Below are 14,415 nucleotides of genomic sequence, written 5' to 3'. Positions count from 1 at the left end.
CGGCCAACCATGCGCACCAGTCAATTTTTGCTCGCCACACAGAAAGAAACCCCTTCCGATGCAGTCGTGGTCAGCCATCAGCTGCTGCTGCGCGCTGGCATGATCCGCAAGCTGGCTTCCGGCCTCTACACCTGGCTGCCCATGGGCCTGCGCGTGCTGCGCAAGGTCGAAGCCATCGTTCGCGAAGAAATGGACGCTGCCGGCGCACTCGAAATCCTGATGCCGGGCATCCAGCCCGCTGAACTGTGGCAGGAATCCGGCCGCTGGGAGCAGTACGGCCCCGAGCTGATGCGCCTGGTCGACCGCCACAACCGTGACTTCTGCCTGGGCCCGACCCACGAGGAAGTCATTACCGATCTGGCCCGCAACGAGCTCAACAGCTACAAGCAGTTGCCGATCAACATGTACCAGATCCAGACCAAATTCCGTGACGAGATCCGCCCGCGCTTCGGCCTGATGCGCGGCCGCGAGTTCGTCATGAAGGACGCCTACTCCTTCCACGCCGATCATGCTTCGTTGCAGGAAACCTACGACCGCATGCATCAGGCCTACAGCAACGTGTTCACCCGTCTGGGCCTGAAATTCCGTCCTGTAGAAGCCGACAACGGCTCCATCGGCGGTGCTGGCTCCCACGAATTCCACGTGCTGGCAGATTCCGGTGAAGACGACATCGTGTTCAGCGATGGCTCCGACTACGCCGCCAACATCGAGAAGGCCGAAGCCGTACCTCGCGAGAAGGCTCGCGGTGCTGCAACCGAAGAGCTGCGTCTGGTGGATACACCTGACACCAAGACCATCGCGCAACTGGTCGAAGGCTTCAACCTGCCTATCGAGAAGACGGTCAAGACGCTGGTTGTCCACGCTGCCGAAGAAGGCAAGCTGATCGCGCTGATCATTCGTGGCGACCACGAACTCAACGAAATCAAGGCCACCAAGCTGGAGCAGGTCGCCAATCCGCTGGTGATGGCTTCCGAAGCCGAACTGCGTGACGCCATCGGCGCAGGCGCAGGCTCCCTGGGCCCGCTGAACCTGCCACTGCCGTGCATCATCGACCGTTCGGTCGAGCTGATGAGCGACTTCGCGGTCGGCGCCAACATCGACGACAAGCACTACTTCGGCGTCAACTGGGAACGCGACCTGCCCGTACCGACCGTTGCCGACCTGCGCAACGTCGTCGCCGGCGACCCGAGCCCGGACGGCAAAGGCACGCTTGAAATCAAGCGCGGCATCGAAGTCGGCCACATCTTCCAGTTGGGCACCAAGTACAGCGAAGCCATGAAGTGCCAGGTGCTGGGCGAAAACGGCAAACCCGTCAACCTGTCCATGGGTTGCTACGGTATCGGCGTCTCCCGCGTCGTGGCGGCTGCCATCGAGCAGAACAGCGATGAAAACGGGATCATCTGGAACGATACCCTGGCGCCTTTCCATATCGCCCTGGTTCCACTGCGCTATGAAACGGACGCCGTTCGCGAAGCGACCGACAAGCTGTATGCCGAACTGACTGCCGCGGGCTTTGAAGTCCTGCTCGATGACCGCGACAAGAAAACCAGCCCGGGCATCAAGTTCGCCGACATGGAGCTGATCGGTATTCCGCATCGCATCGTGGTCAGTGATCGTGGTCTGGCCGAAGGCAATCTGGAATACAAGAGCCGAACCGAGTCGCAACCGCAAGCCATTGCGGTCGCCGACGTGCTGTCGTTCATCCAGGGTCGCGTGAAACGCTGAGTCAAAGGCGCGCTCGCTGTGCGGGCGCGCCACTCATCACACGCCCCAATCCGCATCAAGAGATCCCATGTTCAGACGAAGCACCCTAAGCCTCGGCAGCGCCGTTCTGTGCGGCACCTTCCTCGTCAGCGGTTGTGCCAATCAGCTGTCACAGCGCAGCGAGCACGAAGAACGCATAGAGCGCAAACTGCTGGAACACACCCTGCAGATCGATATCGGCGAGCCCAAGACCCTTGAGCTGCCACAACGCCGGGTGCGGATTCACGAGCATAAATCCTTCGAGGTCACCGACTTTGAAGTGACCCGTCATTACGACCGTTACACCCCCTATCAACCCTGGCGGGAAATCTACGAGATTCCGCTGGGCGCCGTCGCAGTGGTCGCCGGTATCGGCGCCAACGTGGTCAACGTCTTCACTCTCGGCAGCCTGCCGGACAGCGTGACCAAGGACTGGATCAATTACGGCGTGGCGGGCCTCAACCCGTTCATGAACGCACCGTCCCACGGCCGTGCGCAGCAGAACCTGGCCAGTATCGATGAAGTCCAGAAGGACAAGAGAATCGAGAACTCCACCCTGCCCTGGAACGAGCGTCCGGTCATGGTGAAAGCGGGCAACGAAACCCATGAGCTGAATACCGATCGCAACGGGATTCTGCGCCTCAACCTGCTCGACAGCCCGTTTGCCGAACAGGACCTGAGCCGGGTCACGCGTCTGTACCTCAACATCGAGGACGATCAGGACAATGCTCACGCCAATGCCAGCCTGCCGATCAGCCAGTCACTGCGAGGCAAGCTTCTGGAAGCTCACGAGCTGATCTACGACGACCTCGAAGACGACGAAGTCAAACAGTGGGTGCATCGCGTCAAGCGTCTTTCGGAACTGGGTCTTGAAGAAGAAGCCAGCGAACTGGAGCAGAGCCTGATCGAGCTGACACGCAACGACCCACAACTGCAGAACGAGTTTCTGAAGTCTCTGGCCAAGGATGCTGGCCGCCTTGTGGCACCCGCCACAGAACCTGATAGCGAATGACAACCAGGCTCCTTGCAAGGAGCCTGCAACTATTGGGTAAACAGCTCCAATTGCTCATGAGCGCCACGCAAATCATGCAGGCGCACGCCGATGCCCAGTAATCGCACCGGCTTGGCGCCACGGGCAAAAGCCTGGGTCAGCAATTGCTCGTAACTGGCCAGATCCCGCCCTGCCCCCGACTGCTCCAGCGTGGTCTGGGTAAAATCATGGAATTTCACTTTCACGAATGGCTTGCCGGGGCGATATTGCCCGGCCATTCGCTCCATGCGCACAGCCAGGGTTTCCAGCAAGGCTGGCAGTTTTTCCAGGCAACTGGCCAGATCGGGTAAATCCGTATCGTAGGTATTTTCGACACTCACGGACTGACGCCTGCTGTCCGTCTGCACCGGACGCTCATCGATCCCGAACGCCAGACTCCAGAGCCGCTCACCAAAGCTGCCGAACTCGCGCACCAGCGCCAGCTTGCTCCAGCGACGCAAGTCCATGCAGGTAATGATGCCCAGCCGTCCCAGCTTGTCAGCCGTCACCTTGCCGACGCCATGCAACTTGCTGACCGGCAGGGACTCGACAAAATCCTCGACCTGATCCGGAGTAATCACGAACAAGCCGTTGGGCTTCTTCCAGTCACTGGCAATCTTGGCCAGAAACTTGTTGGGGGCCACACCCGCCGAGACCGTGATGTGCAACTGATTCGAAACCCGACGCCGGATATCTTGGGCGATACGAGTCGCGCTACCGGAAAAATGACTGGCATCGGAGACATCCAGATACGCCTCGTCCAGCGACAGCGGCTCGATCAGATCGGTGTAATCGCGAAAGATGCCCTGAATTTCCCGGGACGCTTCCTTATAGGCATCCATGCGCGGCTTGACGATGGTCAGTTCCGGGCACAGCTTCAGGGCGTGACGCGAGGACATCGCCGAACGCACCCCATAGGCTCGCGCTTCATAATTGCAGGTCGCAATCACCCCTCTCTTGTCCGGCGACCCGCCGACAGCCAGCGGCTTGGTGGCCAGGCTCGGGTCGTCTCGCATTTCGATGGCTGCATAGAAGCAGTCACAATCGATGTGGATGATTTTGCGCTGAGTCATGAACGGCGATTTGCAATCAATGGTCGTGCAGTATCGCACTGGTATCAGGAAGTGACACTCATGACGCCAAATGAATGCATCAGAAAAACGTTCGCCCGCTACACCACGATCGTTTCGGATTGTCAGACAAACCGTCATATCCCCTGTAGCACTGGCCTTACAGCGCTAACCAATTGAAGAAAAAAGCATTTTTTGAAACTAATGATTGACAGATTCAGCTTCCCCTGTAGAATGCCGCCCTATCAGACGCGGGATGGAGCAGCCTGGTAGCTCGTCGGGCTCATAACCCGAAGGTCGTCGGTTCAAATCCGGCTCCCGCAACCAAACGCAGTAAAGTAGAAGGCCCGCCCACAAAGCGGGCCTTTTGCATTCTGGTGCCAACATCCGTCAACCGGCAGCAAACAGTATTAATTTTCATGTTTTCTGCATTAAAGGTTGACACTTCTGGATTCGGCTGTAGAATGCCGCCACACAGACGCGGGATGGAGCAGCCTGGTAGCTCGTCGGGCTCATAACCCGAAGGTCGTCGGTTCAAATCCGGCTCCCGCAACCAACACCAAAAAAGGCCAATCGAAAGATTGGCCTTTTTTGTATCCGCTGAAAAAGCATGGGGCTAGCCCTGCTAACTGTCTGACAAAAAAAGACTATTTCCCCCGCCCCCTGAAACCCTATCATCACGTACGTAACGTAATATTTCTGGGTACGACAGTTTTTTCATGTACGGCCGATAGAATCATTACGAGACGTAGTAGGAAAAATCGGCACGCGATCGTCATGCCCGACGCCCCAGGCTCTCTTCAATGCGGCATGACACAACGTAGTCATTTTTGTTACATACGCCTAAGCTGAATCAAAGCTGAACGGTACCCGCTCAAGCCATTAGCAGTTCGCCCATGAGACGTTGACGCGATAACATCTCGAAATATTTTTTGCGTAGGGATTGGTAACTTGGCTGCATACCTCCATCCTGTCGCGCACGATCCAAGGAGTGATTGATGCGCGACAACCCGTCAGATACCAACGAAGCAGTTGCTGCAAATAGTTCGATAAAACCTGTCCGCTTCCGCTGGCTGGAACTGCTCAGCAAGTACCGACAACCCATCGGGTTGGCCGTCATGCTGCTGCTGTTCGGCATGGCCTTGATCGCCTGTCGTCACATGCTGATCGAAATGGACTTCTTTGCGCTGCGCGACTCGCTGTTCGCCGTGCCCCTGCCCTCCCTGGGCGGCGCTCTGCTGGCCGCGATAATCGGCTTCATCATCCTGATGGGCTACGAGCTGTCAGCCAGCCGTTACGCCAACGTCAACCTGCCGACCCGCACCTTGCTGCTTGGAGGCTTTACCTCCTTTGCGATTGGCAATGCCGTGGGCCTTTCCATGCTCTCCGGCGGATCGGTGCGTTACCGGCTGTATTCACGTCATGGCATCGGAGCGATGGAAATCGCCCGCATGACCCTGTTCGCCAGCCTGTCGCTGGGCTGCGCCTTGCCACCACTGGCAGCCGTAGCAACCCTGAGCAACCTGCCCGGCGCGTCACTGGCACTGAAACTGCCGGTGGATGTGCTGGCCGTTATCGCTACCGCAGTGCTGGTCGCCAGTGTTCTGCTGGCGGTTGCGGTCTATCGCCGTCGCCTGCCGGAACAGACCATCCCCCACAATATTCTGGTCAGGGCCGGCCGACGCACCTTGCGTCTTCCCGACCTGCGCCTGACGCTGATCCAGCTGGTCATCACTGCCCTGGACGTGGTCGCCGCAGCCATGGTGCTTTACCTGCTGCTGCCGTCAGCACCGCCACTGGGCGCTTTCATCCTCATTTACCTGCTGGCCCTTGCCGCAGGCGTACTGAGCCACGTACCGGGCGGCGTAGGGGTTTTCGAAGCGATTCTGCTGGCAGCCTTCGCCAACGAACTGGGCGCCGCGCCACTGGCGGCTGCCTTGCTGCTGTATCGCCTGATCTATGTCGTGCTGCCGCTGCTGCTGGCATGCCTGACGCTGCTCTTTACCGAAGCCCAGCGCCTGCTGCCCACCCGTCAGGCCATGCGCGTGGCCTCCGGGCTTGCTGCGCCAATCCTGGCGCTGCTGGTGTTCCTGTCCGGCGTTGTGCTGCTGTTCTCCGGCGCTACACCGGAAATCGACACCCGACTGGAAAACGTCGGCTTCATGATTCCCCATCGCCTGATCAACGCCTCGCACTTTGGTGCCAGTCTGGTGGGCGTGCTGTGTCTGTTGCTGGCCCAAGGGTTGCGACGTCGTCTGTCGGCAGCGTGGATGCTGACGGTGATTCTGCTGCTGGTGGGCGCGGTCCTGTCGATGCTCAAGGGCTTCGACTGGGAAGAAGCCAGTCTGTTGCTGCTGACGGCCGCTCTGCTGGCTACCTTCCGCCGCTCGTTCTACCGCCCGAGCCGCCTGCTTGAGCTGCCCTTCTCGCCGCTTTACCTGATCGCCAGTGCCTGTGTTGTTGGGGCCTCGATCTGGCTGCTGCTGTTTGCCTATCAGGACGTGCCTTACAGCCATCAGCTCTGGTGGCAGTTCACCCTCGACGCCGATGCGCCACGGGGTCTGCGCTCCGCTCTGGGCAGTGCGGTGCTGCTGGTGGTGGTGTCCCTGACCTGGCTGCTGCGCACGGCACGTCCGGTCATCAAGCTGCCGAACGCCGCCGAGCTGGACAAGGCTGCCGAAATCCTCAAGGCCTCCAGCCAGCCCGATGGCGGACTGGTGCTGACCGGTGACAAGGCGATCCTGTTCCACCCCAACGAAAACGCCTTCCTGATGTACTCCCATCGCGGACGCAGCCTCGTGGCCCTGTATGACCCGATCGGCCCGACTCAGCAGCGCGCCGAACTGATCTGGCAATTCCGTGACCTGTGCGACGTTCACCATGCCCGCCCCGTGTTCTATCAGGTCCGTGCAGAGAACCTGCCGTATTACATGGACATCGGCCTGACGGCGATCAAGCTGGGCGAGGAAGCACGGGTAGACCTGCGGCGCTTCGATATCGACGCCAAAGGCAAGGAAATGAAAGACCTGCGCTACACCTGGAACCGGGGTGGCCGCGACGGTCTGTCACTGGAGATCTACGAAGCCGGGCAGGCGCCGCTGGATGAGCTGAAAGCCATTTCCGATGCCTGGCTGACCGGCAAGAATGTTCGCGAAAAAGGCTTCTCCCTGGGCCGTTTCAGCCCGGAGTACCTGAAGTACTTCCGCATCGCGATCATCCACTTCGAAGGCAAGCCGGTGGCGTTTGCGAACCTGCTGGAAACCTCCAGCCTCGAACTCGCCAGCCTGGACCTGATGCGCTCGCACCCGGACGCCCCCAAGCTGACCATGGAGTTCATGATGGTCGGCCTGATCCTGCATTACAAACAGCAGGGCTATGCACGCTTCAGCCTGGGCATGGTGCCGTTGTCAGGCCTGCAGCCACGACGCGGCGCCCCCTTGACCCAGCGCCTGGGTTCGATGGTGTTCCGCCGTGGCGAACAGCTCTACAACTTCCAGGGCCTGCGCCGCTTCAAGGACAAGTTCCAACCGGACTGGGAACCTCGCTATATGGCCGTGCCTGCCGGACTCGATCCGCTTGTGGCACTGGCTGACACCGCCGCCCTGATTGCGGGCGGCCTGACTGGATTGGTGAAACGCTGATGATTCGACGCTTTTCGCGCTATTTGCTTGCTGCTCTGGGTGTTGTTCTGCTGGCGGCACTCGGCTTCTGGCTATGGACCCGCCCTGCTCCACCTGCCAGCCTTGAACGCCTGAGCCTTGACGATGGCACGCCACTGACCAGCGTCACACCGGCGACCAAGGTCAAGACCCGGATTGCCCTGGCCGTGACCGCTGAAGAAATGCTGACTGACAAGCAACTGCTGGCCATCAGCAAGGACGCCTCGGCGCGCATCGTTCAAGTGGTCCTGCCCAAGGATGACTGCGTCCTGCAACAGAAGACGTTCCAGAACGCCCTGCAAAAGCTTGATGGCGCGCCTCTGGTTGTAGGCGGCATTGGCCCGGGTGCTACGCTGGCATGGCGCTGGCTGGCCGAACAGAAAGACGACAAGGCCCAGGCCATCTCGGTCGGTTTTGCCCTGGAACATGTTTCCAACCCGCCTCCGGTGGTGGAACAGGATGAAACCCCGCCGCAGATCTGCGACGTGCCGCTGCCGCAGAAGGCGCCACACGGCCACTGGCTGGCCGCCTGGAACGACGCACCGGACGATCCGAGCGCTGCTTTCGTACGCGATCAGACGAACGCCGAAACCAGCATCAGCGATTACGACATCTCTCTGCCGCAAGTGCTCAACACCGAGCTTCGTCACCTGCTGCTGGGTGAAAATGACGCGGGCGGCCTGGGCATCCCGACGGTTGAAGTGCCTGTGGCAGCCAACCAGAGCGCCGACACCGTGACCCTGTTCATGTCCGGCGACGGCGGCTGGCGCGATCTGGACAAGGTCGTGGCTGGCGATATGGCGAAGATGGGTTATCCGGTAGTCGGTATCGATGTGCTGCGCTACTACTGGGAGCACAAGACGCCAGAACAGACCGCTATCGACCTCACCGACCTGATGAATCACTACCGTCAGAAATGGGGCACCAAACGCTTCATCCTGGCCGGTTACTCCTTCGGTGCCGATGTCATGCCTGCGGTCTATAACCGCCTCGCACCGGAAGACCAGAACCGTATCGACGGGATCATCCTGCTGGCCTTCGCTCGCTCCGGCAGCTTCGAGATTCACGTAGACGGCTGGCTCGGCAATGCAGGCAAGGAAGCGACTACAGGCCAGGAAATGGCCAAGCTGCCAGCGTCCAAAGTGCTGTGCGTCTATGGCCTGGAAGAGAAGAAAACCAGTGGCTGCACCGATACCACCGCAGTCGGTGAAGTGATCGAGCTACCGGGCGGTCATCACTTCGATGAGAACTACCCGGCACTGGCCAAGCGTCTGATCAATGCGATCAACAAATGGCAAGGCAAGCCTGCCTCTCAATAAGTCCTGATCGGCAGACATGAAAAATCCCGGCACCGCGAGGTGACCGGGATTTTTTGTACCAGGGGAAACGCTACATCTCGACCTGGGTACCCAGTTCGATCACCCGGTTGTACGGCAGCTTGAAGAAGCGCAGGTTGCCGTTGGCATTCTTGAGCATGAAAGCGAACAGGGCTTCACGCCAGCGCGCCATGCCCACCATCTTGGACGGAATGACGGTTTCGCGGCTCAGGAAGTAAGTGGTGCGCATCGGGCTGAAATCCAGATCGTCCAGATGACACAGCGCCAGCGCAGCCGGTACGTCCGGCTCGTCGATAAAGCCGAAGTGCAGGATCACCCGGTAGAAACCTTCGCCGTAGCACTCCACTTCGAAACGCTCATGGGCCGGAACCCGCGGCCGGTCTTCATAGACAACAGTCAGCAACACCACCTGCTCGTGAAGCACCTGGTTGTGCAACATGTTATGCAGCAGCGCATGGGGCACCGCGTCGCTGCGCGCCGTCAGGAACACGGCCGTACCCTGAACCCGGTGCGGCGGCTGCACACGAATGCTGCCAATGAAGATCGGCAGCGGCAGGCCGCCTTCGTCGATACGATCGGCCAGCAACTGCTTGCCACGCTTCCAGGTGGTCATCAGGATGAACAGCGCCGCACCCGCCAGCACCGGGAAGGCACCGCCCTGCACGACTTTCGGCACGTTGGCAGCAAAGAACAGGCCGTCCACCAGCAACAGGCCCAGCAGCAAGGGAACCGCCAGCACCGCTGGCCACTTCCACAACAGCAACATCACCGACGACACCAGAATCGTGGTGCAGAGCATGGTGCCGGTCACGGCAACGCCATAAGCCGAAGCCAGCGCGCCGGAAGACTCGAAACCGATCACCAGCAACACAACGCCCACCATCAACGCCCAGTTCACGGCACCGATGTAGATCTGGCCCTGTGCGTCACTGGAAGTGTGCTGGATGTACATGCGCGGGATGTAACCGAGCTGAATGGCCTGCAGGGTCATGGAAAACGCACCGGAGATCACCGCCTGGGAAGCGATGACCGTGGCCAGTGTCGACAGCCCGATCAGCGGCAACAGTGCCCACCCCGGCGCCAGCAGATAGAACGGGTTGCGCACTGCCTCGGGGTTTTCCAGCACCAGCGCGCCCTGCCCGAAATAGTTGAGCAGCAGCGCAGGCAGCACCAGGATGAACCAGGCCCTTGAAATGGGTTTGCGTCCGAAGTGCCCCATGTCGGCGTACAGCGCTTCGGCACCGGTCAGCGCCAGCACGACCGCACCGAGAATGGCGACTCCGATACCCGGATGCAGAATGAAGAACCGGATCGCCCACATCGGATTCACAGCCTTGAGCACTTCAGGCGAATGCATGATGCCGTAGATACCGAGCGCCCCCAGCACCAGAAACCAGGTCACCATCACCGGCCCGAACAACACGCCGATGCGGGCCGTCCCGTGCTTCTGGATCAGGAACAGGCCAACCAGCACCACCAGCGCCATGGGCACGATCCAGTGCTCAAGCCCGTCGAAGGCCAGCTCCAGCCCTTCCATCGCCGACAGAACCGACACCGCCGGGGTAATCATGCTGTCGCCGTAGAACAGAGCCGCGCCGAACAGACCGAACACTACCATCAGCATTTGCAGCCTGGGGTAGTGAGCCGTTGCGCGTCGCGCCAGAGCCGTGAGAGCCATGATCCCGCCTTCGCCCTGGTTATCGGCGCGCAGGATGAAAGCCATGTACTTGAACGACACCACCCAGATGAGCGACCAGAAAATCAGCGAAAGGATGCCCAGTATCGCGTCATGGGTGACTTCGACCCCATACCCCCCCTGAAAGACCTCCTTGAGCGTATACAGCGGGCTCGTACCGATATCCCCATACACCACTCCCACGGCCGCGATCAGCAGCCCCACGGGTTTTGCAGTGCTTCCAGTCTCAGCATGACTGCTTGCCTGACTCATCCAATACTCCTGAAACAAGACTTGAGGCCCAAAGCACTATGAACTTCACACCACGTAACAATTCCGATCGCGCCAATTATTGACATGCGTTGGCGCAACGCCGCGAAGCATAGCGCAGCACTCGTCGTAATTCTCTGTTTACTCCCTCATCCATAGAACGGCGCTTTTTGACCCGATCACCAGCACGCGCCTGGCTGGCAGTTGTAGGAGCGAATTAATTCGCGAGACGTCATTGAAAGCGGTAGATTCTCTTCGGATGTACGGGCCTCTCGCGAATAAATTCGCTCCCACTCAGACTGTTTTCAACGCAGCATGAGCGAGCGCATTAGTTTTCACCCGGTCTGCACTGCCCCCTTCAACTCATGACGTTGCGTCTAGCTCGATGATGAGCGGTGGACCAAGAGGAAATGATGGAAAAGGATCTCTTCAATCGTCTTGTGGAAAGCATGACTCAAATGGATGAGATTGATCGTGGTGAGCGTCAGCCATCCCGTGAATTCCACATTGATGCGCTTCAGATCAAAAAGATCCGTCAGGCAACAGGGCTCTCTCAGGCCTCCTTTGCCAAACGCATCGATGTTGCAATAGGAACTCTGCGCAACTGGGAACAGGGTCGCCGCGAGCCTGAAGGTCCCGCTCGTGCATTGCTCCGTGCGATACACAACGACCCGGAACACGTGCTTGCTGCATTGAGCTGATATTTCAAGCGGGCAATGCCGCGCAGCACTCGTCGTAATTCTCTGTTTAACACTGGTCATCGCACGCACTCATCGCTAGAATTGCGCACTTTTTGATCAGAGGCGCACCAAGCGCCCAATCGGTGCCCGCGTATTGAGCCAGGCACCCTTCACGCCGAGGTTTGCCATGTCCACCGTCACCACGCCGTCCGCCCCCAAGGTAGGATTCGTTTCTCTGGGTTGCCCGAAAGCTCTGGTCGACTCCGAGCGCATCCTGACCCAACTGCGCATGGAAGGTTACGAAGTCGTTCCGACCTACGAAGATGCTGACGTGGTTGTCGTCAACACCTGCGGTTTCATCGATACCGCCAAGGCGGAATCCCTGGAAGTGATTGGCGAGGCCATTGCCGAAAACGGCAAGGTGATCGTGACCGGCTGCATGGGCGTGGACGAAAGCGTCATCCGCAACGTGCACCCGAGCGTGCTGTCGGTCACCGGTCCTCAGCAATACGAGCAAGTGGTCAATGCCGTGCATGAGGTCGTGCCACCGAAGCTGGACCACAACCCGCTGATCGATCTGGTGCCGCCACAAGGCATCAAGCTGACACCGCGTCATTACGCCTACCTGAAGATTTCCGAAGGCTGCAACCATAGCTGCAGCTTCTGCATCATCCCGTCTATGCGCGGCAAACTGGTCAGCCGTCCGGTGGGCGATGTGCTCGATGAAGCCCAGCGTCTGGTCAAATCCGGCGTGAAAGAGCTGCTGGTGATTTCCCAGGACACCAGCGCCTACGGCGTCGACGTCAAATACCGCACCGGTTTCTGGAATGGCCAGCCGGTCAAGACCCGCATGACCGAACTGTGTCAGGCACTCAGCTCACTGGGCGTCTGGGTTCGTCTGCACTACGTTTATCCATACCCGCACGTCGATGAGTTGATCCCGCTGATGGCCGCCGGGAAAATCCTGCCGTACCTGGACATTCCGTTCCAGCACGCCAGCCCGAAAGTGCTCAAGAACATGAAGCGCCCGGCCTTTGAAGACAAGACCCTGGCGCGCATCAAGAACTGGCGCGAACAGTGCCCGGACCTGATCATCCGCTCCACCTTCATCGTCGGCTTCCCCGGTGAAACCGAAGAAGACTTCCAGTACCTGCTGGACTGGCTGACCGAAGCCCAGCTCGACCGCGTCGGCTGCTTCCAGTACTCGCCGGTCGAAGGCGCGCCAGCCAATCTGCTGGACGCAGAAATCGTACCGGACGACGTGAAGCAGGATCGCTGGGATCGCTTCATGGCCCATCAACAGGCCATCAGCGCTGCCCGCCTGCAGATGAAGATCGGCAAGGACATCGAAGTCCTGATCGATGAAGTCGATGAGCGCGGTGCCGTAGGCCGCTGCTTCTTCGATGCGCCGGAAATCGACGGCAACGTCTACATCGGCCTTGAAGACGACAGCCCGGTCAAACCCGGTGACAAGATCATGTGCCGCGTGACCGACGCCGACGAATACGATCTGTGGGCCGAAATCATCGACTGAAGTTGAAGCCGAATCAGCCCCGCCCTTGAAAACGGCGGGGCTTTTTTATCGGTCCGGGTTGTCTACATCATGCAGCCCACCACAAGAGCCCATCGAAATGGACCTGTACACGCCCGAGCAAAACGACTTTCAGGAACTGGCCAACCTCTGGGAACGCTCGGTACGTGCGACCCACGACTTCCTGCCCGACAGCTACATTGCCATGCTCAAAGAGCTGCTGCTCACGCAGTACCTGGGTTCGGTCACCCTGTTCTGCACCCGCGATGCACACTTGAAGATCACAGGTTTTGCAGGCATCAGCCTGTACAAGCTGGAAATGTTGTTCGTCGATCCCGAACATCGCGGCCAGGGCCTGGGCAAGTACCTGCTCGACCATGCCATCGAGTATTTCAATATCAACGAGCTGGACGTCAACGAACAAAACCCGCAGGCCCTGGGGTTTTATCGCAGGCAAGGTTTCGAGGTGATCCACCGCAGCGAACTGGACGGGCTGGGGCAACCTTATCCGATCCTGAGAATGCGGCGCTAGAAGCGCGACCCTGCTTGAGTTGATCCAACAAACGCGGGGAAAGCCCTGACTGCGACAAGGCATCCATCAATTATTCGCACCGATTATCAGGCGTGCGCAGGTACAATGGCGTCTTTCCCATCAGTAACGGCTTCTTTTTCATGACAGACCCCATTCGCCTTTCCAAACGCCTTATCGAACTGGTCGGCTGCTCCCGTCGCGAGGCTGAACTGTATATCGAGGGCGGCTGGGTGACTGTTGATGGCGAGGTGGTCGAAGAGCCGCAGTTCAAGGTCGAGAACCAGAAGGTCGAACTCAGCCCCGACGCCAGGGCCGAAACCCCGGAAGCCGTCACGATCATTCTGCACAAACCCGCCTCGGCCAGTGTCGAAAGCGCGCTGCAAATGATTACCCCGGGCACCCTTTCCCAGGAACACAGCTTCGGCAAGCGCCCGCTCAAGGGGCACTTCCTGCGCCTTGAAGCGATTTCGACCCTGCAAGCCAATGCCAGCGGCCTGATGGTGTTCAGCCAGGACTGGAAAATCCTGCGCAAGCTCACCGACGACCGCAGCAAGATAGAACAGGAATATGTCGTGGAAGTCTCGGGCGAGATGGTTGCCCATGGCCTCAACCGCCTGAACCACGGCCTGAGCTACAAAGGCAAGGAACTGCCTGCCGTCAAAGCCAGCTGGCAGAACGAGAACCGCCTGCGCTTTGCCATGAAGAACCCGCAGCCCGGCATCATTGCCCAACTGTGCGAGGCCGTGGGCCTCAAGATCGTCGCAGTCCGGCGCATCCGCATCGGCGGCGTCTCCATGGGCAAACTGCCTGAGGGCCAGTGGCGCTACATGACGGCCAAGGAAAAATTCTAACCTTCATTTTTTGCAGCGCACGACAGCTCGTGCGCCG

At 59.4% G+C, this 14,415-nt stretch carries 10 protein-coding genes and 2 tRNA genes; 10 read left to right on the top strand and 2 right to left on the bottom strand.

The features are described 5' to 3' along the window. Window positions 1-9 precede the first annotated feature (9 nt). Window positions 10-1,725 carry a proline--tRNA ligase gene (locus KQP88_RS06365; RefSeq protein ID WP_095067028.1) on the top strand — a complete coding sequence of 572 codons (1,716 nt, stop codon included), beginning with the start codon at window positions 10-12 and terminating at the stop codon, window positions 1,723-1,725. Between the two features lie 67 nt (window positions 1,726-1,792). After that, window positions 1,793-2,755, top strand: a complete 963-nt coding sequence (locus tag KQP88_RS06360) for a hypothetical protein (RefSeq protein ID WP_025258992.1) — start codon at window positions 1,793-1,795, stop codon at window positions 2,753-2,755. Window positions 2,756-2,784: 29 nt separating this feature from the next. Here KQP88_RS06360 and dinB read toward each other — a convergent pair whose 3' ends face one another. Further along, window positions 2,785-3,846: a DNA polymerase IV gene (dinB, locus tag KQP88_RS06355; protein ID WP_200993495.1), complete on the bottom strand. Its 1,062-nt coding sequence runs from the start codon at window positions 3,844-3,846 to the stop codon at window positions 2,785-2,787. A 247-nt stretch (window positions 3,847-4,093) separates the two neighbouring features. Here dinB and KQP88_RS06350 point away from each other — a divergent pair. The 4 genes from KQP88_RS06350 to KQP88_RS06335 all read left to right on the top strand — a co-directional run bounded on the left by KQP88_RS06350 (window position 4,094) and on the right by KQP88_RS06335 (window position 8,821). Beyond that, window positions 4,094-4,170: transfer RNA gene (locus tag KQP88_RS06350), tRNA-Met, on the top strand. Between the two features lie 152 nt (window positions 4,171-4,322). After that, window positions 4,323-4,399: transfer RNA gene (locus KQP88_RS06345), tRNA-Met, on the top strand. A gap of 442 nt (window positions 4,400-4,841) precedes the next feature. Beyond that, window positions 4,842-7,484, top strand: coding sequence for a bifunctional lysylphosphatidylglycerol flippase/synthetase MprF (gene mprF / locus KQP88_RS06340; RefSeq protein WP_216705126.1), 2,643 nt, complete (start codon window positions 4,842-4,844; stop codon window positions 7,482-7,484). Further along, window positions 7,484-8,821 (top strand): virulence factor family protein, encoded by a 1,338-nt coding sequence (locus KQP88_RS06335; protein ID WP_216705125.1) that lies wholly within the window; start codon window positions 7,484-7,486, stop codon window positions 8,819-8,821. The genes mprF and KQP88_RS06335 overlap by 1 nt, the downstream gene beginning before the upstream one ends. A 70-nt stretch (window positions 8,822-8,891) precedes the next feature. Here KQP88_RS06335 and KQP88_RS06330 read toward each other — a convergent pair whose 3' ends face one another. Continuing rightward, on the bottom strand, window positions 8,892-10,787 hold the full coding sequence (locus KQP88_RS06330; RefSeq protein WP_216705124.1) for a potassium transporter Kup: 1,896 nt from the start codon (window positions 10,785-10,787) through the stop codon (window positions 8,892-8,894). 410 nt (window positions 10,788-11,197) lie between these two features. Here KQP88_RS06330 and KQP88_RS06325 point away from each other — a divergent pair, with 410 nt between their 5' ends. The 4 genes from KQP88_RS06325 to KQP88_RS06310 all read left to right on the top strand — a co-directional run bounded on the left by KQP88_RS06325 (window position 11,198) and on the right by KQP88_RS06310 (window position 14,378). Then, a complete protein-coding gene (locus KQP88_RS06325; protein ID WP_216705123.1) occupies window positions 11,198-11,485 on the top strand; it encodes a helix-turn-helix domain-containing protein in 288 nt (95 codons plus the stop codon). 166 nt (window positions 11,486-11,651) lie between these two features. Continuing rightward, window positions 11,652-12,998 carry a 30S ribosomal protein S12 methylthiotransferase RimO gene (rimO, locus tag KQP88_RS06320; RefSeq protein WP_200993491.1) on the top strand — a complete coding sequence of 449 codons (1,347 nt, stop codon included), beginning with the start codon at window positions 11,652-11,654 and terminating at the stop codon, window positions 12,996-12,998. Between the two features lie 97 nt (window positions 12,999-13,095). Continuing rightward, window positions 13,096-13,527, top strand: a complete 432-nt coding sequence (locus tag KQP88_RS06315; RefSeq protein WP_095067031.1) for a GNAT family N-acetyltransferase — start codon at window positions 13,096-13,098, stop codon at window positions 13,525-13,527. A 140-nt stretch (window positions 13,528-13,667) separates the two neighbouring features. Beyond that, window positions 13,668-14,378 (top strand): rRNA pseudouridine synthase, encoded by a 711-nt coding sequence (locus KQP88_RS06310; protein WP_025258986.1) that lies wholly within the window; start codon window positions 13,668-13,670, stop codon window positions 14,376-14,378. Window positions 14,379-14,415: the final 37 nt, after the last annotated feature.

Source organism: Pseudomonas lijiangensis (assembly GCF_018968705.1).
Lineage (GTDB): Bacteria > Pseudomonadota > Gammaproteobacteria > Pseudomonadales > Pseudomonadaceae > Aquipseudomonas > Aquipseudomonas lijiangensis.
This window is presented reverse-complemented; position numbering and strand designations above follow the sequence as displayed.

What these genes read in the sequence shown, in the direction of transcription:
- dinB (WP_200993495.1), bottom strand. Translation starts at nt 3,846, where the DNA reads ATGACTCAGCGCAAAATCATCCACATCGATTGTGACTGCTTCTATGCA.
- rimO (WP_200993491.1), top strand. Translation starts at nt 11,652, where the DNA reads ATGTCCACCGTCACCACGCCGTCCGCCCCCAAGGTAGGATTCGTTTCT.
- KQP88_RS06330 (WP_216705124.1), bottom strand. Translation starts at nt 10,787, where the DNA reads ATGAGTCAGGCAAGCAGTCATGCTGAGACTGGAAGCACTGCAAAACCC.
- KQP88_RS06310 (WP_025258986.1), top strand. Translation starts at nt 13,668, where the DNA reads ATGACAGACCCCATTCGCCTTTCCAAACGCCTTATCGAACTGGTCGGC.
- mprF (WP_216705126.1), top strand. Translation starts at nt 4,842, where the DNA reads ATGCGCGACAACCCGTCAGATACCAACGAAGCAGTTGCTGCAAATAGT.
- KQP88_RS06315 (WP_095067031.1), top strand. Translation starts at nt 13,096, where the DNA reads ATGGACCTGTACACGCCCGAGCAAAACGACTTTCAGGAACTGGCCAAC.
- KQP88_RS06365 (WP_095067028.1), top strand. Translation starts at nt 10, where the DNA reads ATGCGCACCAGTCAATTTTTGCTCGCCACACAGAAAGAAACCCCTTCC.
- KQP88_RS06325 (WP_216705123.1), top strand. Translation starts at nt 11,198, where the DNA reads ATGGAAAAGGATCTCTTCAATCGTCTTGTGGAAAGCATGACTCAAATG.
- KQP88_RS06360 (WP_025258992.1), top strand. Translation starts at nt 1,793, where the DNA reads ATGTTCAGACGAAGCACCCTAAGCCTCGGCAGCGCCGTTCTGTGCGGC.
- KQP88_RS06335 (WP_216705125.1), top strand. Translation starts at nt 7,484, where the DNA reads ATGATTCGACGCTTTTCGCGCTATTTGCTTGCTGCTCTGGGTGTTGTT.